This is a genomic window from Micromonospora sp. C51, assembly GCF_018070435.1.
GTDB classification, from domain to species: Bacteria; Actinomycetota; Actinomycetes; order Mycobacteriales; family Micromonosporaceae; genus Micromonospora; species Micromonospora sediminimaris.
On record NZ_JAGPXQ010000019.1, the window covers coordinates 30,923 to 57,062 of the forward strand.

Here is a 26,140-nt window from a genome sequence, read left to right on the forward strand (position 1 = left end):
GGCGAATGGCTCCCTGTCCGATGTGGATGGCCAGTGCTGGGTGCGACCGTCAGCTAAATCGAATTAGCCTCGGTAGTGTGGCCGGGCTCACCTTCGGGTGTCAAGAGTGTTGCGGCGGTGTTACGTGGTTGGTTGCTCCTGGTCACGGCCCGACGGGGTCCGTGCGGCACCTCGGCGAACGCGGAGAGCCCCCGCCTGGCGGCCGACCCGGGCGGTAGCGGTGTCCGCAGTGCCCGGGATCACCCGATCGAGCGGCGGCGTGAAAAGGCCGTTAAGAAACGCCGGTTCCCCGTGATGGTCGCGTTATGGCCCCTGTCGTTGAGGAGCGAGTGGCGTTGTGATTGCTCGGCGCGGCCGGAAGGCGGTCGCGCGGGATCTGTTCCGGAATGAGGAGTCAGACGTGTCTGACGTGGTGTTCGTGCTGGTGACGGTCGCGCTGTTCGCGGCGCTCGCGCTGGTGGTGAGGGGCGTGGAGAAGCTGTGAGCGCCGTCAACGCCGTCGGCCTGGTGCTGGCGATCGGCCTGGCCGTGTTCCTGGTGGTCGCCCTGCTGTTCCCGGAGCGTTTCTGATGACCGCGACAACAGCCGGTGTGCTGTTCATCCTCTCGCTGATGGCGGCGCTGACCGCCGTCCACCGGCCGTTCGGCGACTACTTGTTTCGGGTGGTATCCGGGACCCGGCACACCCGTGTCGAGCAGATCGTCTACCGGCTGGTCGGGGTCAACCCGGCCGCCGAGCAGACGTGGGGTGTGTACGCGCGGGCCGTGCTCGCCTTCTCCGCCATCTCGATCCTGTTCCTGTACGGGTTCATGCGGTTGCAGAACCACCTGTGGCTGTCGCTCGGACTCGACCCGGTGATGACACACGGTGCCTGGAACACGGCGGTGTCGTTCGTGACCAACACGAACTGGCAGTGGTACTCGGGTGAGTCGACCATGGGTCACCTGGTGCAGATGGCCGGTCTGGCGGTACAGAACTTCGTCTCCGCCGCCGTGGGCATCGCGGTGGCGGTGGCTCTGGTCCGGGGCTTCGCCCGCAGCCGGACCGGCGAACTGGGCAACTTCTGGGTCGACCTGACCCGGATCACGTTGCGGATCCTGCTGCCGATCTCGGTACTCGGCGCTCTCGTGCTGATGGCCGGCGGGGTGGTGCAGAACCTGTCCGCCGGCACCGAGATCACCACCCTGACCGGCGGGAGCCAAACCATCACCGGCGGCCCGGTGGCCAGCCAGGAGGTGATCAAGGAGTTGGGCACCAACGGTGGCGGTTTCTACAACGTCAACAGCGCCCACCCGTTCGAGAACCCGACGACCTGGACGAACTGGCTGGAGATCTTCCTGCTGCTGGTGATCCCGTTCAGCCTGCCCCGGGTCTTCGGACGGATGGTGGGCCAGGTGCGGCAGGGATACGCGATCGTCGCGGTGATGGCGGTCCTGGCGGTCGCCAGCGTCGCGCTGACCAACATCTTCGAGCTGACCGGCGACGGCACGGTGCCGCAGGCGGTTGGCGCGGCCCTCGAAGGCAAGGAGGTCCGGTTCGACGTGTCGAACTCGGCCACCTTCGCCGCCTCGACCACACTCACCTCGACCGGCGCGGTCAACTCGTTCCACGACTCGTACACGGCGCTGGGCGGGATGATGCCGCTGGTCAACATGATGCTCGGCGAGGTGGCACCCGGTGGTGTCGGCGCCGGCCTGTACGGCCTGCTGATCCTGGCGGTGATCACCGTGTTCGTCGCCGGACTGATGGTCGGCCGGACTCCGGAGTATGTCGGCAAGAAGATCGGTTCGCGGGAGATCAAGCTCGCCTCGCTGTACTTCCTGATCACCCCCGCACTGGTGCTGATCGGCTCGGCCGCGGCGTTTGCCACCGGCAACAACTCGACGGCGCTCAACGTCGGGCCGCACGCCCTGTCCGAGGTGCTCTACGCATTCACCTCGGCGAGCAACAACAACGGCTCAGCCTTCGCCGGCATCACCGTGAGCACGCCCTGGTGGAACACCGCGCTGGGCTTGTGCATGCTGCTCGGCCGGTTCCTACCGATCATCCTCGTGCTCGCCCTGGCCGGCTCCCTCGCACGCCAGCAACCCACCCCCGCCTCCGAGGGCACCCTGCCCACGCACCGGCCGCTGTTCGTCGGGATGGTCGCCGGCGTCACGGTGATCCTCGTGGCGCTGACCTTCCTGCCCGCCCTCGCGCTCGGCCCGCTGGCCGAAGGGCTGTGACGACCATGAGAGAGAAGGACATGACCACCTCCACGCCGGCGCCACACGGCACCGCCGACGCGGCGACCGCCGGCACACCGGCCACCCACGGCAACTGGGTTGGCGGCGGCCTGCTCGACCCGAAGCAGATGCTCAAGTCGTTGCCGGACGCGCTGCGCAAGCTCGACCCGCGCACCCTCTGGCGCAACCCGGTCATGCTGATCGTCGAGATCGGGGCGCTCTTCACCACCGTCCTCGCGGTGGCGGACCCATCGGTGTTCGCGGTCGCGATCACCGGGTGGCTGTGGCTGACCGTCATCTTCGCCAACCTGGCCGAAGCCGTGGCCGAGGGCCGGGGCAAGGCCCAGGCCGCCGCCCTGCGTCGGGCGAAGACGGACACCGTGGCCACCCGCGCCCTGGGCTGGACCGCGGGCGCCGCCCCTGGTGCCTACCAGACCGAGTCGGTGCCCGCTCCTCAACTGCGGCAGGGTGACGTCGTCGTGGTCGAGGCAGGGGAAATCATCCCAGGCGACGGGGACGTCGTCGAAGGGATCGCCAGCGTCGACGAGTCGGCGATCACCGGAGAGTCGGCCCCGGTGATCCGGGAGTCTGGGGGTGACCGTAGCGCGGTGACCGGCGGCACGAAGGTTCTGTCCGACCGGATCGTCGTGCTGATCACGCAGAAACCGGGCGAGAGCTTCATCGACCGGATGATCAACCTGGTCGAGGGCGCCAACCGGCAGAAGACCCCGAACGAGATCGCGCTGAACATCCTGCTCGCCGCACTCACGATCATCTTCCTGCTGGCCGTCGTCACCCTCCAGCCGCTGGCCATCTTCGCCAAGGAGTTCCAGGCCGCTGCTTCGGACAGCGGCGCGATCACCGACGCCGGAGTCAGCGGAATCGTGCTGGTGTCGCTGCTGGTCTGCCTGATCCCGACCACGATCGGCGCGCTGCTGTCGGCGATCGGCATCGCCGGCATGGACCGGCTCGTGCAACGCAACGTGCTCGCCGTGAGTGGCCGAGCAGTCGAGGCTGCCGGCGACGTGAACACCCTGCTGCTGGACAAGACCGGCACCATCACCCTGGGCAACCGGCAGGCCGCCGAGTTCGTCCCGGTCCAGGGCGTGCCGACGGAGACCGTCGCCGACGCCGCGCAGCTGTCCAGCCTCGCCGACGAGACTCCGGAGGGCCGCTCCGTCGTGGTGCTCGCCAAGAACGAGTTCGGGTTGCGCGAGCGCGAGCCCGGCCTGATCCCGCACGCCACCTTCGTGCCGTTCACCGCACAGACCCGGATGAGCGGCGTCAACCTCGGAACGGCAAGCGTCGACGGCGGCATCCGCCGCATCCGCAAGGGCGCTGCCGCTGCGGTGATGAAGTGGGTACGCGAGAACGGTGGCCACCCCACCGAGCAGGTCGGCCAGATCGTTGACGAGATCAGCGGCCTCGGCGGCACCCCGCTGGTCGTCGCCGAGCAGGTCAAGGGCGAGGCGGCCCGCGCGCTGGGCGTCATTCACCTCAAGGACGTGGTGAAGGCCGGCATGCGGGAGCGGTTCGACGAGATGCGCGCGATGGGCATCCGGACCGTGATGATCACCGGTGACAACCCGCGCACCGCCAAGGCCATCGCCGACGAGGCAGGGGTCGACGACTTCCTCGCCGAGGCCACCCCGGAGGACAAGCTCGCCCTGATCCGCAAGGAGCAGGAGGGTGGCCGGCTGGTCGCGATGACCGGCGACGGCACCAACGATGCCCCGGCTCTCGCCCAGGCCGATGTCGGTGTCGCCATGAACACCGGTACGTCGGCCGCCAAGGAGGCCGGCAACATGGTCGACCTCGACTCGGACCCGACCAAGCTGATCGAGATCGTGGAGATCGGGAAACAGTTGCTGATCACGCGTGGGGCGCTGACGACGTTCAGCATCTCTAACGACATCGCGAAGTACTTCGCGATCATCCCGGCCATGTTCGCCGGCATCTACCCCAGTCTGGACGCCCTCAACATCATGCGGCTGGCCAGCCCGGAGTCGGCGATCCTCGCGGCGGTCGTCTTCAACGCGATCATCATCGTCGCGCTGATCCCACTCGCGTTGCGGGGTGTGCGCTACCGACCGGCCGCCGCGTCGAAGCTGCTCAGCCGCAACCTGCTGGTCTACGGCCTCGGCGGCATCGTGGTGCCGTTCGTCGGCATCAAACTCATCGACCTGCTTCTTCAGCTCATCCCAGGGATCTCGTGATGCGCCTTCCGAACTGGCTCGCCCAGCACCTGGCCGCCCTGCGCGCGCTGCTCGTCTTCACCGTGCTGCTCGGTCTCACCTATCCGCTCGCTCTTGTCGCGATCGGCCGGATTCCCGGTCTCGACGACAAGGCGGACGGCTCGCTCGTCGCCGCCGACGGCCGAACCGTCGGCAGCGCACTGATCGGTCAGTCCTTCACCGACCCGGACGGCAACCCTGTCCCGCGTTACTTCCAGTCCCGCCCTTCCGCCGCCGGCGACGGCTACGACCCGACCGCGACCGCTGCCAGTAACCTCGGCCCGGAAAGCGTGGTCGACACCATCGCCGTCGACCCTGAGGAGTCGACGCAGAGCCTGCTCACCCAGGTCTGCGCGCGCAGCAGGGCGGTGGGCGAACTGGAGGGTGTGGACGGACGCCGCCCGTACTGCACCCTTGACGGGGTCGGTGCAGTGCTCGCGGTGTTCCGTGCCGACGGACTGAGCGGGCCGGTGACCCGGGTGGTAAGCGTCAACCAGGTTGCTCCGGCCACGCCGTTTCTCACCCGCTACGAGGGCGTGCCGGTGGAACTGGCCCAGCCCGGTGCGGACTACGTCGCCGACGGCGGGCTGGTCACCCCGATCCGGGGCGACGCTCCGGCCGACCCCGCGGTTCCCGCCGACGCCGTCACCGCCAGCGGCAGCGGTCTCGACCCACACATCTCCCCGGCGTACGCCGAGTTGCAGGTCGACCGGGTGGCGCGGGAGCGCGGCGCGGACCCTGTCGCGGTCCGTCGTCTGGTCGAGGAGCACACCACCGGACGGTCGCTCGGCTTCATGGGCGAACCCGGGGTCAACGTGCTGGAAATCAATCTGGCGCTCGACCGGGAGTTCCCCGGCCGCTGAGCTGTCCGGCAGGGCCCCTTGCGGTACAAATGGCCATAACAAGGGGCCCTTTCTTCGAGCAGAGGAGGGGTGCGGTGGCGCGAGGTGAACTGCGCATCTATCTCGGCGCCGCACCCGGCGTCGGGAAGACGTACGCGATGCTGGAGGAGGCGCACCGACGCGCCGAGCGCGGCACCGACGTGGTGATCGGGTTCGTCGAGACCCACGGCCGTACGCACACCGCCGCCATGATCGGCGATCTCGAACAGGTACCCCGGCGCGCGATCACCTACCGGGAAGCCGAGTTCACCGAGATGGACCTCGACGCGGTGCTCGCCCGGCAGCCCGAGGTGGCCGTGGTCGACGAACTGGCCCACACCAACGTGCCCGGCTTCCGCAACGAAAAGCGCTGGCAGGACGTGCAGGAACTGCTGGACGCCGGGGTCACCGTGCTGACCACGGTCAACATCCAGCACCTGGAGTCGCTCAACGACGTCGTCGCTCAGATCACCGGCGCCACCCAACGGGAAACGGTCCCCGACGCCGTTGTCCGCGCCGCCGAACAGGTCGAACTCGTCGACATGACTCCCGAGGCGCTACGCCGACGGATGGCCCACGGCAACATCTATCGTCCCGACAAGATCGACGCCGCGCTCGGCAACTACTTCCGGATCGGCAACCTCACCGCTCTGCGAGAACTCGCGCTTCTCTGGCTCGCCGACAAGGTCGACGAGCAACTCGACGCGTACCGCGCCCAGCAGGGCATCTCCGCCACCTGGGAGGCCCGCGAACGGGTTGTCGTCGCCCTCACCGGCGGGCCCGAAGGAGAGACGCTGATCCGCCGCGCGGCCCGCGTCGCCGCCCGCAGCAAGGGCGCCGATCTGCTCGCCGTGCACATCGCCCGCAGTGACGGGCTCGCCGGCGCCGACCCCGCGCAGCTGGCACGGCAACGGGTGCTGGTGGAGAGCCTCGGCGGCACGTACCACCAGGTTCTCGGCACCGACATCCCCGCCGCGCTGCTGGACTTCGCCCAGGGCGTCAACGCCACCCAACTGGTGCTCGGTGCCAGTCGACGGGGGCGCGTCGCGCAACTGTTCTCCCGGGGCGTCGGAGTCACCACCACGGCGCTGTCCGGTTCCATCGACGTACACCTGGTGACCCACGCCGAGGTAGGTCGCGGTCGGCGCGGTCCGGCGGTGCCTGCCGCGTTGTCCCGGCGTCGCCGGCTGTACGGGTTCGCGCTCACCGTCGTGGGCATGCCCGGCCTGACCACACTGCTCAAGTCGCTGCCCGACCTCACCCTGACCAACGACATTCTGATCTTCCTCGCCGCCGTCGTCGGCGTCGCGCTCGTCGGCGGGCTCTGGCCGGCCCTGCTCGCCGCGCTCGGCGGATCCCTCCTGCTGAACTGGTTCTTCACCCCGCCCTTCTACACGCTGACCATCGCCGAGGCGGACAATCTCCTCGCCCTGGGCGTCTTCGTCGGCGTCGCCGTCGCGGTGAGTTGGGTGGTCGACGTGGCGGCTCGGCGGACCCGCGAGGCGGCCCGTGCCTCCGCCGACGCGCAGACCCTCGCCACCGTCGCCGGCAGCGTGCTGCGCGGGCAGCGACCCCTGCCGGCGCTGCTGGAACGGCTCCGGGAGACCTTCGCGCTGCGCGCGGTCAGCGTCCTGGAACTGACCGCGGAAGCGGCCGGGCACCCGGCTCGGGAGCGGGCAGCGAACGCCTGGCGGGTCGTTGCCAGCGTGGGTGAGGCGCCCGCCCGCATTCCGAGCGCCGGCGAGACGGCCGTACCCGTCGACGACCGGCTCACCGTCGTGCTCTGTGGCCGGCGGCTGGAAGCCGCCGATCGGCGCATCGTCGAGGCGTTCGCCGCGCAGGCCGCGGTCGCGCTCCGGCAGGAACGCCTCGCCGAGGAGGCCGCCGCCGCCGGTCCGCTGGCCGAGGCCGACCGGATGCGTACCGCGCTGCTCGCCGCAGTCAGCCACGATTTGCGTACCCCCCTCGCCTCGGCGAAGGCCGCCGTGTCCAGCCTGCGCAGCCCGGACGTGGAGTTCGACACCGAGGACCGGGACGAGTTGCTGGTCACCGCGGACGAATCCCTCGACCGGCTCGACCAGCTGGTGGCCAACCTGCTCGACATGAGCCGCCTTCAGGCCGGGGCGCTCGGTATCACCGCCGCGTCGATCGGCCTGGAGGACGTCGTACCCCGGGCCCTGGACGAACTCGGCTCACCCGCCGCCGAGGTCAGCACCGACATCCCCACCGACCTGCCCGCCGTCAACGCCGACCCGGGCCTGCTGGAGCGGGTGCTGGTCAACCTCGTCGCGAACGCGCTGCGTCACAGCCCACCTGGACAGCCACCCACCATCACCGCCAGCGCCCACTCCGGCCAGGTCGAACTCCGCGTCATCGACACCGGCCCCGGCATCCCCCCGGACCAGTGGGACCACGTGTTCCTGCCGTTCCAACGCCTCGGCGACCGCGACACCACCACGGGCGTCGGCCTCGGGCTGGCGCTGTCCCGCGGACTCGCCGAGGCCATGGGCGGCAGCATCAATCCCGAGACCACCCCCGGCGGCGGTCTCACCATGGTGTTGAGGCTGCCCGCCGCGACCCCGACCACAGCCACGGAGGGCCCGCAGGAATGACCCGGATCCTCGTCGTCGACGACGAACCCCAGATCCTGCGCGCGCTACGTATCAACCTGCGCGCCCGCGGCTACGACGTCGACATCGCCGCCACCGGCACCGCCGCGCTGAAGGCCGCCGGCAGTCACCCACCTGACCTCGTCGTGCTCGACCTCGGCCTACCCGACCTCGACGGCGTCGACGTCATCCGAGGGCTTCGTGGCTGGACCACGGTCCCCATCATCGTGCTGTCCGGCCGCGCCGGCAGCAACGACAAGGTCACCGCCCTCGACGCCGGCGCTGACGACTACGTCACCAAGCCCTTCGGCGTCGATGAACTCCTCGCCCGTATCCGCGCCGTAACCCGTCGGCACACGACCGCCGATGCGGCCAGCCCCACGGCGCAGCTCGGTCGGCACACCGTCGACCTCGCCGCCCACACCGTCACCCGCGATGACGGCGCCGAGATCAAACTGACCCCCACGCAGTGGGGAGTGCTCGAAGCGCTGCTGCGCAATCCGGGCAAGCTGATCAGCCAGCGTCAGCTGCTTCGTGACGTGTGGGGGCCGGGGTACGAGACCGAAACCGGCTACCTGCGCCAGTACCTGGCACAGCTGCGCCGCAAACTCGAACCGGACCCCACCCGGCCGCGTCACCTGATAACCGAACCCGGCATGGGCTACCGCTACCAGCCATGAATCTGGTGGTGACGGTCGGGGCTTGTCGGGGCGGAGTTCGCCCTGATCTCCGCCCGCCGTACGCAGATCGAACCTTGCGGCGGCTGGCTCCTCCATCGCCCGTGTGACGCTGCGGGCGATGGAGAACGTCTCCCTGATGATGGCCGGCGCGCAACTCGGCGGCTGCCCTGGAGGACGTGGTGGAGAAGCTCGTCGGCGAGGTACGCGACGCGACCCAGCGCACCACCGACCCCGCGTTGGCCCACTGACAAAGGGCGCCAGCGGGCGGCACGACCGGTCCCGATGATCGCGTTAATTGTCGATCACTGTATGCCGCTTCTCCCTGCACATTCCGGGGGTGGGTGTCGTGCTGATCAGGACGACGACTCCGGCGAAATCTGAACAACCGATACCAATAGACGATCATTGATATCTTGTCCGATTGGTGTGATACTCGCTGGAAGCGCTCCCAAACCCGTCCCGGTGAGCGCGTCAGAAATGGAGGATGCATCGTGCGTTCACACCATCCCCACCAATCCGGCCGGCAATCCCGGCCCGCCGTCCGGGCGCTGGTGCTGGCACTCACAGTGGTAGCCGCCATGCTGCCCTGGACGGGTGCCGCCCAGGCCCACGGCACTGTGATCAACCCGGCGACCCGCGCCTACCAGTGTTGGCAGAACTGGGGCCACCGGCACATGGATCCGGCGCTGCAGACGCAGGACCCCATGTGTTACCGGGCGTTCCAGGCCAACCCCGACACCATGTGGAACTGGATGAGCCAGCTGCGGGACGGCCTCGGCGGGCAGTACCAGGCCCGTACGCCCGACGGACAGCTCTGCAGCAACGCTCTCTCCAGGAACGACGCCCTGAACCAGCCGGGAGCCTGGAAGGCGACGACCGTCAGCCGCAACTTCACGCTCCAGTTCTACGACCAGGCCAGCCACGGCGCTGACTTCTTCCGGGTCTACCTCACCCGGCAAGGGTTCAATCCGAACACGCAGCGCGTCGGTTGGGGCAACATCGATCTGATCACGCAGACCGGGCGTTACGCGCCGACGCAGAACATCTCGTTCAACGTCTCGACGTCCGGACGCTCAGGACAACACGTCCTCTTCGTGATCTGGAAGGCGTCGCACATGGACCAGACCTACATGTGGTGCAGCGACATCAACATCGTCTGATCCGCCCGCCCGCCAAGCGCAGCTCGGCTCCGGCCCGGACGAACGGGTCGGAGCCGAGGCCTGTCGGAGCTGGTGGTCGGGCCTGCCCGACTCTCCGGCGACGTCCTCGTACGCTGCACCACCGGCAGGCAGCGGGGTAGCCTCGGGCGGGTGCGGATCATCGCGTTCCTGGCCATCTTCGTCGTCGTGCTGATCGCCGTCCTGCTGGTTTCCGTGGTCCTGACGGGCGGTGCGCGACGCCGACGCCATACCGCGCAGATGTCCGCCCGCTGGGCGGTGCGCCACTATGCCATACCGGGGCGTGGCCACACCGTCGTCGGTGTCACCCTGACCGACGCGGACGGGCGGGTGCACGGCGAGCACGTGGTCGCCCGCATTCCCGACGATGCCCAGGACTGGCAGCGCGACTTCGTCGCCGCCCGTCAGGAGGCCGAGGAGCGCGCATTCCACCTCAACATCGACCGTCCACCGATCGAGGGCTGACGCCGGCTGTGCGGCGAAGCCACGGGTTGGCCGGCCCGCTACCGTCCCTCGTCGCGTACGTCGACGAGGGTGCTGCCGTCACCGAGCTGGTCGCGAGTGATGATGCTCAGGCTGCCGTCCGTCTCCAGCACGACAGCGGCAAGGTCGTGGAGGTCGCCCGCGCCGTGGCTGCGGGCGGCCTGCCGGATCTCACTCTCCGCCACCCGGGTGGACCGCAACGTCTCGCTTCGTAGCTGCCCGTCCCGGAGCAGCATGGTGGGCCGGGCCTTGAGCACCTTCTGCGACGGTGGCCAGCGTACGGCGAGCAGCGCGACTGCGTACTGCAACGCCACCAGCAGGATCAGGGCGAGAATTCCCTCCACCAGCGAGACGTCCCGCGACAGCAGGATCGTCGCCAGCGTCGAGCCCAGCGCGACCGTGACCACGAAGTCGAAGGCGTTCAGCTTGGACAGGGTCCGCTTGCCGGAAACCCGCAGGATCACCACCAGCGCCGGATAGATGATCGCCGCGACCACGAGCAGGCGTACCAGGTCGGCAGGATTGTTCAGCACCATCGTGCCGGCGGTACTCAGGTCATTCACCGAGGTGGCGGAGCCGGTTGCTGACATCGTGCACTCCCGGTGTACGCCAGGCGAGGGCATGCGCCTCGGCGCTCGTCTCGGCCGTGCTCACTGTGCCGTCGAGCACCACCACCCGGTTCTGCACCTCGATGCAGATTCGCTCCTGACGCAGGCGTGAGTCCTGCTGCATGCTCGCGAGCAGCTGACAGGCCAGTCGGGTGTCTTCGCTGGTGGGCTCGGCGTAGAACAGCGGCGGCAGGTCGTGGGGAAAGAACCAGGGGTGGGTCATGGCTGACTCCTTCAGGGGATTCGTCTGCTACGACTGCCCTACCCGGCGGCCACGGCGGACAACACGACGAACCGATGACGGTCTCTACCCGTGACTGTGACGGTCGGCGAAGATCGGCAGCTCGACGTTTGCGGCCGTGGATTTCGGGTAGCGGGCCAGCCAGGGTGCCGATCGCGGCTTGGCCGCACGACCGCCGGGAGGACGTCATCGTGACCCGCCGATCGCTCCGGGACGGCACCACGAGCCAGCGCGCGTGGGCGACGTACCTGTGAACGGGCGGCACCGGTCAGGCCGTCGCGACACCGACCACCGACATCCGATCGGGCTGTCCGGACGCGTCCCCGGCCGGGCCGCCAGGCCGGCACAGCGATGAGCCGGCCCACCGACGGCGAGCAGGCGCCGGAGGACGCGGTTCTGAACGGTGTCGCCCGGCGGCTCGACAAGCCGATGGGTGCCCTCGGCGTGCTCTTCGTGCTGGTCGTCCTCGGGCAGGCACTCGCCGGACATCCCACGCTGTCCACGGCCCTGACCGTGCTGGGCTGGGTGCTGTGGGCGGTGTTCGTGGGCGAGTTCGCCCTGCGCGCCTGGCTGGCCCGCCATGACGCCCGCCGGTTCTGGCGACGCAACTGGTGGCAGCTCATCTTCCTGGCCGTACCGTTCCTCCGGTTCGCCCGGGCCGCCTCCGCCCTGCGTGCGGCCCGAGCCGGCGGCGTCATCACCGCCGCCGTCCGCGGCTCGCGCTCCGCCGGTAGGTTGCTGACCGACCGGATCGCATGGCTGGCGATCATCACCGCGACGGTCGTCCTCAGCGTCGGCCAACTGCTGGTCGTCACCGGCACCTACCGGTCGTACGGACCGGCGCTGCACGATGTCGCCATGACCACCATCACGGGTGAACCACTCGGCGTCGACGATCCGCTCGCCCAAGTCGTCGAGCTGGTACTCGCGATCTACTCGGTGGTGGTGTTCGGCACTCTGGCGGGGGCGTTCGGCGCCTTCTTCCTGAGTGCCGACCGGGAGCGTAAGGCTGCGGCGACGTGAGCCGCCCCCGTACGGCCGCCGCCCGACTCGCCGAGATCCGGCAGAGTTTCTGGCTCGTCCCGGCGATCTTCGCGGCGAGTGCCGTCGTGGTGGCCATCGGGCTGTCGGTGCTGGAGCTGCGGCTGCGGCTGCCGGTCGAGACCATCCTGCCGAGCGGGCCCGCCGGTGCCCGGTCCCTGCTGTCGTCGATCATCACGGCGATGATCTCGTTCACCGCGCTGGTCTTCTCCATCACCGTCGTGGCGCTGCAACTGGCCAGCAGCCAGTACTCCCCGCGGGTGCTGCGCACGTTCCTTCAGGACCGGGTCATCCAGTCGACACTCGGAACGTTCGTGGCGACGTTCCTGTTCGCGATGGTGGTGCTGGCCGCGCTGCCGGCCCGCGACAGCGAGCGGCTGCCCGAACTCTCGCTCGCCGTGTCGATGTCGCTCGTGCTGGCCAGCACCGCGATGTTCATCTACTACCTGCACCACATCACCACGGTGATGCGGGTGTCGCACATCATCGTCGCCATCGGCGCGCAGACCCGACGCACGATCGAACAGCACGTGCCGGACCGCGAGGAGCCGGGCGAGGTCCCGGGCGAGGTGGTGCAGGTCGTGCCGGCCGCAGCGGCGGGCCTGGTCACCAGCGTCGACCTCGCCCTGCTGGCTCGGCTGGCCCGCGAGCACGACTGCGCGATCACCGTCGTGCCGGCACCGGGAGACTTCGTGGTCACCGAAGCACCGCTGCTGCAATGCCACCGGCTGCCCAACGGTGAGCCCCGCCTGCTGCCAGTCGAACGCGTCGCCCACTCGGTCACCATCGACGTCGAGCGCACACCGGGCCAGGACGTGGGATTCGGTCTCCGCCAGTTGGCGGACATCGCCACTCGTGCGCTCTCTCCCGCCTCGAACGACGTCACCACCGCGGTGCGCGCCGTCCAGGAGGCGCACGAACTGCTCCGCCGGCTCGCGACCCGGCCCGATCCGGTGGGGATCGTGCGGGACGACGACGGCACGGTGCGGGTGCTGGCGAAACGTCCCACCTACGACACCTACCTGGCGATGATCATTGACGAGCTGCGGAACACCGCTACCGGGGAACCACGGATCAACCGGCTGCTCGACGCCGTCGTGGCCGACCTGGACTCCGTGGCACTCCCGACCCACCGGCCGGCGATCCGTCGGCGGTTGCCGACGAGTTGACGGCGGGTCCGCAGCCCTTCGCCGCTGACCACCCGCACTCGCCGCAGAGCACCTGCCGAGGCGTCAGATCCCCTGCCGGAACGGTGGCCCGGCATCGGCCAGGAAATCCCGCAGAGATCGCGCGGGCCGTCCGGTCACCCGCTCGACGGAGTCGGTGACCTGCGCGAAGCTGCCCGCCCGCACGCGTTCGAAGGTCAGCGCGAAGAGTTCCCGCTCGAAGCCGGTGGTCCCGTCCACGACCTCGTCAATGGTCATCTCGCGAGCGGTCACGGTACGCCCTACCGCGGCGGAGAGCAGCTCTGCGGTGCGAGGCAGGGAGAGTGCCTCCGGGCCGGTGAGCTCGTACACCCGGCCGGCGTGCTCGTCGTTGCGCAGCGCTCGCTCGGCCACGGCGGCGATGTCCCGGGCGTCGATCCAGGCCAGGCTGGCACCACCGCTGGAGAACGGCAACTTCCCGTCGGTGATCTGGTCGCGGTAGAAGCGCGGGTCGGTGAAGACCTGCATGAACCAGCTGGGCCGCAGGATCGTCCAGGCGTGACCACTGCCGCGTACCGCCTGCTCGGCACGCGGCGCCCATCCGTCGGCGCCCATGTAGTCGGCATCCTGCTCGGACAGCAGGACGATCCGGGCCCCGGCGGGCGTCTCGTCGAGCAGTGCGCCGATGAGGTCCGGCGCGTCCGCACGGTCCGGTCGGACGATGTACATGGCGTCCACGCCCTCAGTCGCTGCCTTCCATCCGGATGGGTCGTCCCAGGAGAAGGCGGTCGGGCGGACGCCGTCGATGTCGACCGTGGTCGGGTTGCTGCTGCCGCCGAGTACGTCAGCGCTCTCCTGCGCGACAAGCAGCCTGGCCAGCGGCAACCCGGTCTTGCCACGGACCCCGGTCACCAGTACGCGGGGCCTGCCGGCCCTCACCGAGCTCGGACTCTCCACGTCGAACCACCTTTGGTTGATTCACTAAAGCTTCTCGACCCACTAAAGCAGCGTTATCTGAGGGAGTCAACTAATCTGTGCTCATGACCGAGGTGGCGGACGCCCTTGCCCAGCAGGTGTGGGACCTCGTCCTCGCCTACGACGCAGCCTACGGCCGCGCGGCGCAGGTTGCCGGGCTCAGCGCCGCACAGGCATGCCTGCTCGAACACCTCTCCGGGGACAGTCGCCCGATGGGGGAACTCGCCTCGGAGTTGCAGTGCGACGCCTCGAACGTCACCCAACTCGTCTCCCGAATGGAGACCCGTGGCCTGGTGGCGCGGGCGCCGGACCCGGACGACCGGCGGATCAAGCGCGTGTCGATCACCCCGGCCGGGCGGGACATGCGCCGCGTCGTCCGGGGCGCGTTCGAGTTCCCGTCCGAGCGGCTGGCGCTGCTCAACGACCAGGAGCAGCGCCAGCTTTCCGGCCTGCTGGGGAAGATGTTGGGCAGCACTTCATAGGGCCGTGCCGGTCGCGCCTGGACCACCGTCCTGGCCTCGAACCCCGCCCGGCCCGCCGCCCTGGCCTCGAACCCCACCCGGCCCGACCGAGTGCCTGTGGGTGCCCGACCGGCTGGCGTACGCGCACTTGCAAGCCATCCCAACAAATGGGCGAACATCGATGTTAGCGTCATCATGCTGGCGGATGCCGGGCACCGGGTGGGAAGTTCGGCCGGCCGGGGCGGTGTGGGTGTCGCAGGCGGTCGTTGAGTGGCCGTGCCGTGGTGGTGGCAGGTCGGGTGTCCGATAATTCCGGAACGTCACGGCCTCGTGATTCCGGAACATTACGTCTTGACGAACGTCATGTTATCGCCCACAGTCGATGGTCAAGGACGGCGATGCCTACGGCTTACCGGGCGAGCCTGCTTCGTCCGACCGGTGGACCAGGCGTGTGCGGGGACGCGTCGACGTTGATGTTAGCGCTAACACAAACGGCGCAGATGCTAGGCGGTGTGCCCATCCTCGGGCGGACCGGTCGGCTCTCGGTCATTGAAGGAGGAACATGTCTGCCTTTGGTAGATCTCCCGCTCTCCCGCCGCCCTCGCGGCAGCGTAGGTGGTTGCTGCGGGTCGCCGCAGCGGGCGTGACGGCGGTGGTGGCGGGTAGCGCCGCCGCAGTGGCGGTGTCGACACCCGCCGCTGCGGCGACTGTCGACACCAACGCCTGGTACGTGTTGGTCAACCGCAACAGCGGCAAGGCCCTCGACGTGTACAACCTGGCCACGAACGACGGCGCGCGGATCACCCAGTGGTCGCGGAACAACGGCAACCAGCAACAGTGGCAGTTCGTGGACTCGGGTGGTGGCTACTACCGGTTGAAGTCGCGGCTGTCCAACAAGGTGCTGGACGTCTACAACTGGTCGACCGCCAACGGTGCCAGCATCGTGCAGTGGGCCGACCACAACGGGGCGAACCAGCAGTTCCGGTTGGCCGACTCCGACGGCGGCTACGTCCGGTTGATCAACCGGAACAGCAACAAGGTGATGGAGGTGCAGGGCGCCTCGACTGCCGACGGCGGAAACATCGTGCAGTACGACGACTGGAACGGTGCCAACCAACAGTGGCAGCTGGTCCGGATCGATGGCGGCGGAAACCCGACGCCGACCACGCCGCCCCCGTCGGGCACCTGCAACCTGCCGTCGTCGTACCGGTGGTCGTCGACCGGACCGCTGGCGCAGCCGCGGTCGGGTTGGGTGTCGTTGAAGGACTTCACCCACGCGCCGTACAACGGTCAGCACCTGGTCTACGGCACCACGCACGACACGGGCACGTCGTGGGGTTCGATGAACTTCGGGCTGTTCTCGAACTGGAACCAGATGGGTTCGGCCAGCCAGAACCAGATGCCGTTCTCGGCGGTCGCGCCGTCGCTGTTCTACTTCGCGCCGCGTAACGTCTGGGTGCTGGCGTACCAGTGGGGTGGCCCGGCGTTCTCCTACCGGACGTCGACGAACCCGACGAACGTGAACAGCTGGTCGGCGCACCAGACGTTGTTCACGGGTTCGATCTCGAATTCGGGTACGGGTCCGATCGACCAGGCGTTGATCGGTGACGACCAGAACATGTACCTGTTCTTCGCCGGGGACAACGGCCGCATCTACCGGGCCAGCATGCCGATCGGGAACTTCCCCGGCAGCTTCGGGTCGAACTACACCACGATCATGACCGACTCGACGAACAACCTGTTCGAAGGCGTCCAGGTGTACAAGCTCCAGGGACAGCAGCGGTACCTGATGATCGTCGAGGCGATCGGCTCGCAGGGCCGTTACTTCCGCTCCTTCACCGCCACCAGCCTGGGCGGCAGCTGGACCCCGCAGGCCACCAGCGAGAGCAACCCGTTCGCGGGTAAGGCCAACAGCGGCGCCACCTGGACCAACGACATCAGCCACGGCGAGTTGATCCGCACCAACGCCGACCAGACCATGACCATCGACCCCTGCAACCTGCAACTGCTCTACCAGGGCCGTGACCCCAACTCCGGCGGTGACTACGGTCGCCTGCCGTACCGTCCCGGCCTGCTCACCCTGCAACGCTGACGACACGACACAGATCCGGCTCGAAGATGCCTGATCGTCGTGGATGAGGGCGCTCGCCGAATCGGATGAGCGCCGGCACGCCCCACGATCGATCGGGTGGCCGGAACGGGCGGGCTCGGTGCAGACCGAGCCCGCCCGGTCAGTCGGTGGACGCCGTTTGCCGACGCCCTGGTGGGGAAGTCCCACGAGCGCGGCGGCGGTGACCGTCGCCGGCAGGAGGGGATGCCGACGATGACGAACCACCCGTCCATCGCAGCGCCCCTGAGCGCCGTGGACGCGCCAGCGCTCCTGACCCTCGGGGTGGAGGAGGAGTTCCTGCTGCTGGACCCGCAGACGGGGGAGAGCCTGCCGGTTGCCGACCGGGTGTTGACGGCCCTGCTCGGTGCGGCCCGGAAGCAGAGCCGGCAAGAGTTCCGGCACAGCATGGTGGAAATGGTCAGCCCGGTCTGTGCCGACCTGGCCGATCTCCGGGCGCACCTGATCACCTTGCGACGTGCCGCGGCAGAGGCGGCGCGGTCGGCGGGAGCGCAGTTGGTCGCGGTGGGAGCCACTCCGGTGCATGAGTCGTACCGGACTGTTCCGGATGAACCTCGCTATCACGCCATGTCCCGCCGTTTCGGTCCGGTCGCGCACGATCCTGCCGTGTGCGGCTGTCACGTGCACGTTGGCCTACCGGACCGGGAACTGGCGGTGCAGGTCTGCAACCACCTGCGTCCGTGGCTGCCGGTGGTGCAGGCGCTCACCGCCAACTCGCCGCTGCACGACGGCGCGGACACCGGCCACGCGAGCTGGCGTTCCATGCAACTGGAGCGCTGGCCGAGCATCGGACCCACCCCGTACTTCGCCTCGTTCGCCGACTACGACGCGACGGTGGCGGAACTCGTCGACGCGGGCATCATGCTCGACGCGGCGATGGTCTACTGGTACGCCCGACCGTCCGCCAGCTACCCCACCGTGGAGATCCGGGTCGGGGACGTCTGCCCGGGGGTGGACGACACGGTGTTGGTCGCGGCTCTGGTGCGAGCCCTGGTCGCCACCATGGTCGACCAGGTGCGGGCCGGCGTTGCGGCACCCCGCCTGCGTAGTTGCCTGCTTGCGGCGGCCCACTGGCGAGCTGCTCACGAGGGGTTGGACGGCCGGCTGATCGATCTGCGTGGTGGCGGTGCGCGTCCGGCGTGGGACCTCGTGGAGGAGTTGTTCACCACGGTGACCTCCGCGCTGATCCGGCACGGCGACTTGTCGTACGTCCAGCAGCAGTTGGTCCGGTTGCGCCGCGACGGCACCGGCGCGGCCCGGCAGCGGCGGGTCATCGCACGCACCGGTGGGGACGTGCGGGCGGTCCTCGACCACCTCGCCGCCGAGACCACCGCCGGGTGAACCGGCAGCCGGCGCCCTCAGCGGATGCCGTGGGTCTGGAGCCAGAGTTCGAGCAGGCCCAACTGCCACAGCTTGTTACTGCCCGCGGCGGCCTGCGCCTGTTCGGGGTCGGCGAGTAACGCGTCCACGTACGCCGGACGGAACAGCCCACGCTCGCGCGCTGCCGGCGCCCGTAGCGCCGCCACCACGAGGTCGCGGACCGGGCCGTCGACGTTGCGTAGCGCGGGCACCGGAAAGTAGCCCTTCGGCCGGTCGATCACCTCGGCGGGCAGCACCTCGCGGGCGACCTCCTTGAGCACGCCCTTGCCACCTTGGGCAACCTTGTGCTGGGGTGGGCAGGCTGCCGCGAGGGCGACCAGATCCTGGTCCAGGAACGGAGTACGTACCTCCAAACCCCACGCCATGCTCATGCTGTCCACCCGCTTGACGGGATCGTCGGGAAGCATCAGGTGGGTGTCCAGGCGCAGTACTGCGTCCAGGGCGGTCTCCGCGCCCGGTACGTTCAGCTCCGTTGTCACCAGCTCACGACTGGCATCGACGTCGACGGCGTGTGCCGGACCGACCACCCGGACCAGCTCGGCGTGGTCGCGGTCGAAGAAGGCGGCGGTGAAGGTCCGCGCCGCCTCGGCCCGGGGCACCTGGGTCAGGGGCTGGTGGTAGCCGTATCCGGCGAACACCTCGTCGGCACCCTGCCCGGACTGCGCCACCTTGACATGCGCGGCCACCTGCTCGGAGAGCAGGTGGAAGGCGACCACGTCATGGCTGCCCATTGGCTCGGTCATCGCCTCGACCGTCCGCCGGACGGCCGGTACCAGGTCGTCGTTGGCGAGTTGGATGCGGAGATGGTCGGTGCCGTACGCGCGGGCGACCAGGTCCGAGTAGTGGAACTCGTCGCCGGCCTCGCCGTGCCGGCTGTCGAATCCGATACTGAAGGTGCGGAGGTGCTGCTGACCGGCCTCGGCGAGCAGAGCCACGATGAGACTCGAGTCGAGTCCGCCGGAGAGGAGCACGCCGACCGGCACGTCGGCGACGAGCCGTCGTCGCACTGCGGTGCGCAGTGCTTCACCGATGGCGGCCCGCCAGTCCCGGTCGTCCCAGCCGGCATGGGCGGGATCCCGGGCGTAGACCGGCCGCCAGTAGACGTGATCGCGGCTACGCCCGTCGGCCTCGACGACCCGCACGGTGGCCGGTGGCAGCTTCCGTACGCCGCGCAGGATGGTGCGGGGCGCCGGCACGATCGAGTGCCAGGACAGGTAGTGGTGCAGCGCCACCGGGTCCACGCTGGTGTCCACGTCGCCCGCCTTGAGCAGCGCCGGCAACGTCGAGGCGAACCGCAGCCGGCCCGGCGCCTCGGCGAGGTAGAGGGGCTTGATGCCGAGTCGGTCCCGGGCCAGCACGAGCCGACGCCGGGTGCGGTCGATCAGGCCCACGGCGAACATGCCGACCAGATGGTCGACGAACTCCTCACCCCACTGTGCGTACGCCACCAGGATCACCTCGGTGTCACTGGTGGAGTGGAAGGTGTGCCCTGCGGCGCGCAGCTCCTCGCGCAGCTCGGGGTAGTTGTAGACGCACCCGTTGAAGACCAGGGCGAGGCCGAGATCCTCGCGCACCATGGGCTGGCCGCCCGCGTCGGACAGGTCGATGACGGTCAGCCGGCGGTGCCCGAGGGTCACCCAGCCATCGCTCCACAGACCCTCGCCGTCCGGGCCCCGGGACCGCATCGCTTCGGTCATCCGGGTAACCGCGTCGGCGTCGGGCGTGGTGCCGTCGAACCTAGCCTCACCGCTGATGCCGCACATCACGTTCCGTCCCTCGCCCGCCATCAGGCGTTTCGGGATGGCCGGTATGCCACGACGCTACGTGGCGGAGGTTCTCGGCGGGGCCGGATTGCGGAAGGGGAACCGGAGATTCCCGGTCAAGAGGATCAGGTCAGGCCCGGCGAGCGGGTGTGTCGAGGTGAGTCGCCGCCGATGTCATCGACCGTCGCCGTACGGGTCGGGCGGCGGCGCCGCCGGGGCGTGGCGGAGCAACGTGTGGGGGGTGACGCTGGTCGGCGCCACCCCCACACAGAGGTTGTTACCGGGCGGTGCAGGAGAGGGTGGGTGTGCCGTTGGTGCCGTTCCAGGAGCCGTTGAAGCCGAAGGTGGCGCTGCTGTTGGCGCTCAATGAGCCGTTGTGGCCGACGTTCGAGGCGGTGACCGAGGAGCCGCTCGAGGTGATCGACGCGTTCCAGGAGTTCGTGATGCTCTGGCCGTTGGGCCAGGTCCAGTTCACCGTCCATCCGGAGATGGCGGCGTTGCCGGCGCGGACGGTGACCTCGCCGCCGAAGCCACCGGGCCACTCGCTGGTCGTGCGGTAGGTGGCGGTGCAGGCACCGTTACCGGTCGGCGGGGGCGTGGTGGGCGGCGGGGTCGTGGGCGGGGGCGTGGTGGGCGGCGGCGTGGTCGGCGGCGGGGTGGTGGGCGGCGGGTTGCTGCCGCCACCGAAGGTCACGTCGCTGCAGATGTAGTACGGCTGGTCGAGGTGGGACGCCTGCCAGATCGTGTAGACGACGTGCCGGCCGGTGCGGTTGCCCGCGTTGACCTGCGCCTCGTAGAGCCCGGTGGTGGGGTACGAGCCGGTGCGGAGCACCAGTTCCAGGCTGTTCCAGGTGAGGGGCTGCGTGGTCGGGTCGAAGCCCTGCTTGGTGATGTAGATGAGCATGTAGTCGGCACCGTGCCGGGCGCCGTCGGTCAGCGTCAGGGTGAAGTTGTTGGGCATCGGCTTGGCGGTCCAGGCACCGACCGTGTCGAGCGAGGCGTACAGCCCGCCCTGGGTACGGCCGCCGCTGCACAGCTGCCCGTCCGGAATGACGGCCTGGTGGTTGCCGCCGACGTTCTCGCGGAACAGGCCGTTCCAGTTCCACATCGTGTTCGGGTTGGCCTGGAAGGCCTGCCAGCACATCGGGTCGCTCTGGGCCATGGCCGGGTTGAGGTGGTCACCACCCCAGCGTTCCCAGCATCCGTAGTTGCGGGACGGCGGAGTCGTGACCGACCCGTGCGCCGAGGCCGGGCCGGGCTGATTGACCACGACCATGGTGAACGCGGCGACGAGGACGGAGGCCGCGCCGAGTCCTAGTCGACGTGCTGTTCGTGCGAGTTTCATTGATGCTCCAGTTGATCCGCCGACGCCGGTGTCACCCGCCGGGGTGCCCAAACCCCGGGAGGAATGCGTCGATCGATATGACGACCTCAAGAGGGCAGGCGTGTGACCACGCTGCCTGCGACGGCTTGGCGGCTCCCAACCGCGATAGTACCCATCGTATCCACCGGTGTGAATCTTTTCCGGAAGGGGTCGGTGGGTTAGCCGCTGAGGGCGTCCTGGCAGGCCCGGGCGAGCCGACGCTGGCGGGTCAGCCGCCGCCACAACCCGAGCGGCGGCGCCACGGCGGTACGCGCAGGTGTCGCCGTGACGGTCAGCACGCCGTCGGTCAGCTCGCCCCGGGTCGTCCACGGGGTCCACCGTTCGAGGTCGGGGGCGGAGAAGTCGTGCCCCAGCAGCACCGCCGGGCCGTCGGCGGGTACGCGACCCGCGAGGCTCCTCACCCGGACCGCCTTGCTCCCCTCGTGGTCGGGTCGCGTCACCGAGTCCACGTACAGCTGTTGATCGTCGCGGGCGACCGCCAGCATCTCGCCGACCCCGTCGACGCGGGCACCGACCGCGGTCGTCGTGACGACGTCCAGCACCACGATCAGTCGGGGCAGGTACCACCAGTGCTCGCGGCGCAGCAGTGGCGAGTCGATCAGAGCGCGGGCCGGCGGGTACTTGCGCAGTTCCTGGTTGAGCAACTGTTCCGCGAAGAGCGCGCCCTCGCGGTCCTCGGTCAGCCGGGGCCGGCCGGCCACCGCGACCGGCCGCCAGCCAGGCCCGGTGAGCCGGTCGTCGGAGACGACAAGCGCCGCGACCGGCGCGGCGGCCAGCCGGCGGGCGAAGGCGGCCTCGGCGTACGGGAAGGCGACGGCGGGCCGGTCGTCGAGCAGCAGCGGCGTGACCGGCCGGGCCTGCGGCAGGCCCTCCCGGTCGAGCCAGGCCAGCTCGCCGACGGTGGCGGCCTGGATCGCGCGGCGAACATCCGAACTCACGTCCATGTGATCGAGCCGTTCGGTTGACCTTGGAATGTGATCCCCGTTACATTACCGGCAGGTTTCGGGATCTGCACACGAGCGCCCGCCCCCACGGGCCGCAAGGAGGCAGCCGTATGCCCGCCATCGTCGTCGTCATCGCGGTCATGGCGATGTTCGCCCTCGGCTACCGGTACTACTCGCGATACCTCGCCGACCGGGTGTACGGGTTGGACCCGGCCTATGTCACCCCGGCGCACCGGTTCTCCGACGGAGTCGACTTCGTCCCCACGAACAAGCATGTGCTCTTCGGTCACCACTTCACCTCGATCGCCGGAGCCGCCCCGATCGTCGGCCCGGCGATCGCGGTGTTCTGGGGGTGGGGACCGGCGTTGGCCTGGGTGGTCCTCGGCACCATCTTCGCGGCGGGAGTACACGACTTCGGGGCGCTCGCGGTCTCGGTGCGGCACCGCGCGCGCAACATCGGCACCCTCGCCGCGGACGTGATCAGCAAGCGGGCCCGTACGCTCTTCCTGCTGATCATCTTCTTCCTGCTCACGCTGGTGAACGCGGTCTTCGCGGTGGTGATCGGCAACCTGCTCGTGGCGTACCCGGGCGCGGTCATACCGATCTTCGTGGAAATTCCCCTGGCCATCGCGATCGGCCAGTACATCTACCGCACCCGCAGCGCGGCGCTGGTGCCGTCGCTCATCGGCGTGGCCGCGCTCTACTTCCTGATCTGGGTAGGCAACCTCTACCCCATCGAGATCAACGGGTTGGCCGACGCGCTGGGCTTCGAGCGGACGCGTGACCTGTGGGTGATCATCCTCTTCATCTACGCGTTCATCGCCTCCCGGCTGCCCGTGTGGTTGCTGTTGCAGCCGCGCGACTACATCAACTCGCACCAACTGTTCATCGCCATCGCGGTGATCTTCGCCGGAGTGCTGGTCGGCATGGACCGGATCGTGGCGCCGATGTTCAACGACGTGCCGGCCGGCTCACCGAGCATCTTCCCGTTCCTGTTCATCACCGTCGCCTGCGGTGCGATATCCGGGTTCCACTCGCTGGTGGCCTCCGGCACCACCTCCAAACAGCTCGACAAGGAGACCGACGCCCGGTACGTCGGCTACGCCGGGGCGATCGGCGAGGGCAGCCTCGCCCTCGGGTCGATCATCGCGGTCACAGCCGGGGTCGCCGCCACACGCGCCGAGTGGGAGGGGCTGTACGCCAGCTACGCCGAGGCGTCGGGCGGCGCCACCCGCAACTTCGTCAACGGCATCGCCAGCTTCGCCACCAACCTCGGCATCGAGTTCCAACTCGCGACCGTCTTCGCGGCAGTGGTGGTGATCTCGTTCGCGGCCACCACCATGGACACCGGCGTCCGGTTGCAGCGCTACATCGTGCAGGAGATCGCCGAGTTGGTCGGCTGGCGGCGGCTGTCCCGTCACCTGACCCTGGCCGGGCTGCTGGCGATCGCCGCGCCTCTGACCCTCGCCCTGCTGCCGGGCGGCGGGGACGCCGGCTACACCTTCGGGGTGCTGTGGCGACTCTTCGGCACCACCAACCAGCTCACCGCCGGGCTCGCCCTGGCCGTCATCGCGGTCTGGGTGCTGCGCCGTCGACGCAACCCGGTCGCGGTCATCGTGCCGCTGGTCTTCCTGCTGGTGATGACGACCTGGGCACTGATCGTGCAGCTGCGCGAATTCGTGGCGGCCGACGAGTGGGTGCTGGCACCCCTGGACGCCATCATCTTTGTCCTCGCCCTCTGGCTGATCGTGGAGGCGGTGCTCGCCCTGCGTCGCGCCAGTGGTCAGCCCGTCGAGGCGGAATCGGATTCCGGACCCGGCCCGGACAGCGACGGTACGGGCGCCGCCGACTCCGAGCCGGCCGACCAGTCGCAGCGGGCGGTCGGCGCCGAGTCAGCAGCCGGTGCCGGTGCCACCGACGATCGCCGCTGATGGCCCGGCACCGGGTTCTGTTGATCCGACCGTGGGACGCTGCCGGGGTCGGCTCCGGCTGCTGCACCGGCGCGGCCGACATCTGCGTCGAGGGCCGGCACGAGGATCCCGCGCTGGCTCGGCAACGGGCCGACCAGCGCCCGTTGGGCGAGGTCTACCAGGTGGTACGCGCCGGTCTGCCAGCCGAGATCGCGGTGGAGATCGTCGATCCGCGTAACACGCTGTTCCTGTTGCCGGCGATCGTGCGCGATGGTCGCCGGCACCGGCGGCCCTGGCGGGCCCTGTTGCGCGACCTGGCCCGGGGCACCGGATACGCGGCGATCATCGTGGACGGCCGGGTGGTCAGCGAGTCCGGCCTACCCCCGGCGGAGCAGGCCCTGCACATCGTCCGCCGGGCGCTCGACTCGTCGGCCGACCTCAGCTGCCGCAACAGCCGCCGGCCCGGTCGGTAGCCGGCCCGTCGGTGCTCACCAGGTTCAGCGGTGCGGCGAGCAGACCTCCGCTGATACCGGTGGCGAGGCCCTTGCCGGTCCGCTCGGGTGCTGGGCCACAGCAGTCGTCACCGGCGACCGAGTCGGCCGGGCTGCTGTTGCAGACGCCGGTTTCGGGCAGTTCGAGTCGTACGTCGCGGGCGGCCTGCCAGTCGCCGGCGAGGGCGGCCACCACGGATCGGGTCTGCTCGTAGCCGGTGGCCATGAGGAAGGTGGGCGCGCGGCCGTAGCTCTTCATGCCGACTGCGTAGTAGCCGGGTTCCGGGTGGGCGAGTTCGTCGACGCCGTGCGGTGGGACGGTGCCGCAGGAGTGTTCGTTGGGGTCGATGAGCGGAGCCAGAGCGCGAGTGGCGCCCATGATCGGGTCGAGGTCCAGACGCAACTCGGCCGCGATCGTGTGGTCGGGCCGGAAGCCGGTCGCGGCCACGATCCGGTCCACCATGACCTGCTCCTGGGTGTCGTCGGCGCGCCGGACGATCACCGTGACCCGACCGTCGGTGGGGGTGATCGCGTGGACGGAGAATCCGGTCAGCAGGCGGATGCGGCCGGCGTCGACGTGCGCCCGCAGCCGCGTACCGAGCGCGCCGCGAGCGGGTAGCGCGTCCGCGTCGCCGCCGCCGTAGGTACGCGTCGGTGACAGCGCGCGGATGGCCCACGTGACCTCGGTGCCGGGTACGGCGGCGGCGAGCTCGGCGAGCGAGAGCAGGGTGTTGGCGGCGGAGTGCCCGGCGCCGACGACCAGAGTGTGCCGACCTGCGAAGCGGGCCCGGTCGGTGCCGAGGACGTCGGGCAGCGCGTGCTCCAGGTGGGCGGCGGCGTCGGTTTCACCCTGGGCGGGCAGGCCGGACGCACCGAGCACGTTCGGGGTGTCCCAGGTGCCGGAGGCGTCGATGACGGCTCGGGCGAGGATCTCCCGTCCGTCGGTGAGGCGGAGCAGGAAGGGAGCGGATTCCCGACCGGTCGTGCGCAGCCTGTCGTAGCCGAGTCGGCTGATCGCCGCCACCCGGGCGCCGTAGCGCAGGTGCGGCTTGAGCTGCGGCAGGTTCGCGAGGGGCTGAAGGTAGTTCTCGACGAGGTCCGCCCCGGTCGGCAGAGCGTCCAGATCGGGTGCCACCCAGCCGGCCTCGTCGAGTAGCCGACGGGCGGCCGGATCGATGTTGTACCGCCACGGCGAGAAGACGCGGACGTGGGCCCACTGCCGGACGGCGGCACCGGCGCCGTCGCCCGCCTCAAGGACGGTGTAGGGCAGGGCGCGCTCGTGCAGGTGCGCGGCGGCGGCGAGGCCGACCGGCCCGGCACCGATGACAGCGACGGGCAGTTGATCCAGGTCGCTCATCAGGTACTCCCTAGGTTTGATG

At 69.5% G+C, this 26,140-nt stretch carries 23 protein-coding genes; 16 read left to right on the top strand and 7 right to left on the bottom strand.

Annotated features, from left to right (window positions below; all coding sequences use genetic code 11):
- Positions 1-337: 337 nt before the first annotated feature.
- From KBX50_RS19310 to KBX50_RS19350, 9 genes are all read left to right on the top strand, one after another.
- On the top strand, positions 338-484 hold the full coding sequence (locus KBX50_RS19310) for a hypothetical protein (protein ID WP_210938583.1): 147 nt from the start codon (positions 338-340) through the stop codon (positions 482-484).
- On the top strand, positions 481-570 hold the full coding sequence (gene kdpF / locus KBX50_RS19315) for a K(+)-transporting ATPase subunit F (protein WP_074475088.1): 90 nt from the start codon (positions 481-483) through the stop codon (positions 568-570). Before KBX50_RS19310 ends, kdpF begins: the two co-directional genes overlap by 4 nt.
- Positions 570-2,225, top strand: a complete 1,656-nt coding sequence (gene kdpA, locus KBX50_RS19320) for a potassium-transporting ATPase subunit KdpA (RefSeq protein WP_210938585.1) — start codon at positions 570-572, stop codon at positions 2,223-2,225. Before kdpF ends, kdpA begins: the two co-directional genes overlap by 1 nt.
- Before the next feature lie 20 nt (positions 2,226-2,245).
- The gene (kdpB, locus tag KBX50_RS19325) at positions 2,246-4,441 is read left to right on the top strand and encodes a potassium-transporting ATPase subunit KdpB (protein WP_210938587.1); all 2,196 of its coding nucleotides are present in this window, start codon (positions 2,246-2,248) and stop codon (positions 4,439-4,441) included.
- Positions 4,441-5,322 carry a potassium-transporting ATPase subunit C gene (locus tag KBX50_RS19330; RefSeq protein WP_210938589.1) on the top strand — a complete coding sequence of 294 codons (882 nt, stop codon included), beginning with the start codon at positions 4,441-4,443 and terminating at the stop codon, positions 5,320-5,322. Before kdpB ends, KBX50_RS19330 begins: the two co-directional genes overlap by 1 nt.
- A 74-nt stretch (positions 5,323-5,396) precedes the next feature.
- The gene (locus KBX50_RS19335) at positions 5,397-7,952 is read left to right on the top strand and encodes a DUF4118 domain-containing protein (protein WP_210938591.1); all 2,556 of its coding nucleotides are present in this window, start codon (positions 5,397-5,399) and stop codon (positions 7,950-7,952) included.
- On the top strand, positions 7,949-8,629 hold the full coding sequence (locus KBX50_RS19340; protein ID WP_210938593.1) for a response regulator: 681 nt from the start codon (positions 7,949-7,951) through the stop codon (positions 8,627-8,629). The genes KBX50_RS19335 and KBX50_RS19340 overlap by 4 nt, the downstream gene beginning before the upstream one ends.
- 491 nt (positions 8,630-9,120) lie before the next feature.
- Positions 9,121-9,789 (top strand): lytic polysaccharide monooxygenase, encoded by a 669-nt coding sequence (locus KBX50_RS19345; RefSeq protein WP_307871012.1) that lies wholly within the window; start codon positions 9,121-9,123, stop codon positions 9,787-9,789.
- Between the two features lie 150 nt (positions 9,790-9,939).
- Entirely contained in the window at positions 9,940-10,272 is a 333-nt protein-coding gene (locus KBX50_RS19350) for a hypothetical protein (protein ID WP_210938595.1), read from the top strand.
- A 38-nt stretch (positions 10,273-10,310) separates the two neighbouring features.
- Here KBX50_RS19350 and KBX50_RS19355 read toward each other — a convergent pair whose 3' ends face one another.
- Together KBX50_RS19355 and KBX50_RS19360 are read right to left on the bottom strand one after the other, a co-directional pair.
- A complete protein-coding gene (locus tag KBX50_RS19355) occupies positions 10,311-10,880 on the bottom strand; it encodes a DUF421 domain-containing protein (protein ID WP_247674025.1) in 570 nt (189 codons plus the stop codon).
- Positions 10,846-11,121, bottom strand: coding sequence for a BON domain-containing protein (locus KBX50_RS19360; protein ID WP_210938597.1), 276 nt, complete (start codon positions 11,119-11,121; stop codon positions 10,846-10,848). Before KBX50_RS19360 ends, KBX50_RS19355 begins: the two co-directional genes overlap by 35 nt.
- A gap of 369 nt (positions 11,122-11,490) precedes the next feature.
- Between KBX50_RS19360 and KBX50_RS19365 the strand changes: the two genes are divergently transcribed.
- Complete coding sequence (locus tag KBX50_RS19365; RefSeq protein ID WP_210938598.1) at positions 11,491-12,162, top strand: hypothetical protein; 672 nt, start codon at positions 11,491-11,493, stop codon at positions 12,160-12,162.
- Positions 12,159-13,349: a DUF2254 domain-containing protein gene (locus KBX50_RS19370; RefSeq protein ID WP_210938599.1), complete on the top strand. Its 1,191-nt coding sequence runs from the start codon at positions 12,159-12,161 to the stop codon at positions 13,347-13,349. Before KBX50_RS19365 ends, KBX50_RS19370 begins: the two co-directional genes overlap by 4 nt.
- A 63-nt stretch (positions 13,350-13,412) precedes the next feature.
- Here the strand turns inward: KBX50_RS19370 and KBX50_RS19375 are convergent, their stop codons facing one another.
- Complete coding sequence (locus tag KBX50_RS19375) at positions 13,413-14,282, bottom strand: NAD(P)H-binding protein (RefSeq protein WP_210938600.1); 870 nt, start codon at positions 14,280-14,282, stop codon at positions 13,413-13,415.
- An 83-nt stretch (positions 14,283-14,365) separates the two neighbouring features.
- Between KBX50_RS19375 and KBX50_RS19380 the strand changes: the two genes are divergently transcribed.
- From KBX50_RS19380 to KBX50_RS19390, 3 genes are all read left to right on the top strand, one after another.
- The gene (locus tag KBX50_RS19380) at positions 14,366-14,782 is read left to right on the top strand and encodes a MarR family winged helix-turn-helix transcriptional regulator (protein ID WP_210938601.1); all 417 of its coding nucleotides are present in this window, start codon (positions 14,366-14,368) and stop codon (positions 14,780-14,782) included.
- A 541-nt stretch (positions 14,783-15,323) separates the two neighbouring features.
- On the top strand, positions 15,324-16,853 hold the full coding sequence (locus KBX50_RS19385) for a non-reducing end alpha-L-arabinofuranosidase family hydrolase (protein ID WP_210938602.1): 1,530 nt from the start codon (positions 15,324-15,326) through the stop codon (positions 16,851-16,853).
- 231 nt (positions 16,854-17,084) lie between these two features.
- Positions 17,085-18,230: a glutamate--cysteine ligase gene (locus KBX50_RS19390; RefSeq protein WP_210938603.1), complete on the top strand. Its 1,146-nt coding sequence runs from the start codon at positions 17,085-17,087 to the stop codon at positions 18,228-18,230.
- Positions 18,231-18,247: 17 nt separating this feature from the next.
- On the opposite strand, the gene KBX50_RS19395 is transcribed toward KBX50_RS19390, so the two are convergent.
- The 3 genes from KBX50_RS19395 to KBX50_RS19405 form a co-directional block, all read right to left on the bottom strand.
- Entirely contained in the window at positions 18,248-20,032 is a 1,785-nt protein-coding gene (locus KBX50_RS19395; protein WP_210938605.1) for an N-acetylglutaminylglutamine amidotransferase, read from the bottom strand.
- 277 nt (positions 20,033-20,309) lie between these two features.
- Positions 20,310-21,377, bottom strand: coding sequence for a lytic polysaccharide monooxygenase (locus KBX50_RS19400; RefSeq protein ID WP_210938607.1), 1,068 nt, complete (start codon positions 21,375-21,377; stop codon positions 20,310-20,312).
- Between the two features lie 197 nt (positions 21,378-21,574).
- Positions 21,575-22,360, bottom strand: a complete 786-nt coding sequence (locus KBX50_RS19405; RefSeq protein ID WP_210938608.1) for a pyridoxamine 5'-phosphate oxidase family protein — start codon at positions 22,358-22,360, stop codon at positions 21,575-21,577.
- Positions 22,361-22,470: 110 nt separating this feature from the next.
- On the opposite strand from KBX50_RS19405, the gene KBX50_RS19410 reads away from it, so the two are divergent.
- Together KBX50_RS19410 and KBX50_RS19415 are read left to right on the top strand one after the other, a co-directional pair.
- A complete protein-coding gene (locus KBX50_RS19410) occupies positions 22,471-24,291 on the top strand; it encodes a carbon starvation protein A (protein ID WP_247674026.1) in 1,821 nt (606 codons plus the stop codon).
- Complete coding sequence (locus tag KBX50_RS19415) at positions 24,291-24,743, top strand: hypothetical protein (protein ID WP_210938610.1); 453 nt, start codon at positions 24,291-24,293, stop codon at positions 24,741-24,743. Before KBX50_RS19410 ends, KBX50_RS19415 begins: the two co-directional genes overlap by 1 nt.
- Here the strand turns inward: KBX50_RS19415 and KBX50_RS19420 are convergent.
- Positions 24,709-26,118, bottom strand: coding sequence for an NAD(P)-binding domain-containing protein (locus tag KBX50_RS19420; RefSeq protein WP_210938612.1), 1,410 nt, complete (start codon positions 26,116-26,118; stop codon positions 24,709-24,711). The genes KBX50_RS19415 and KBX50_RS19420 overlap by 35 nt on opposite strands.
- Positions 26,119-26,140: the final 22 nt, after the last annotated feature.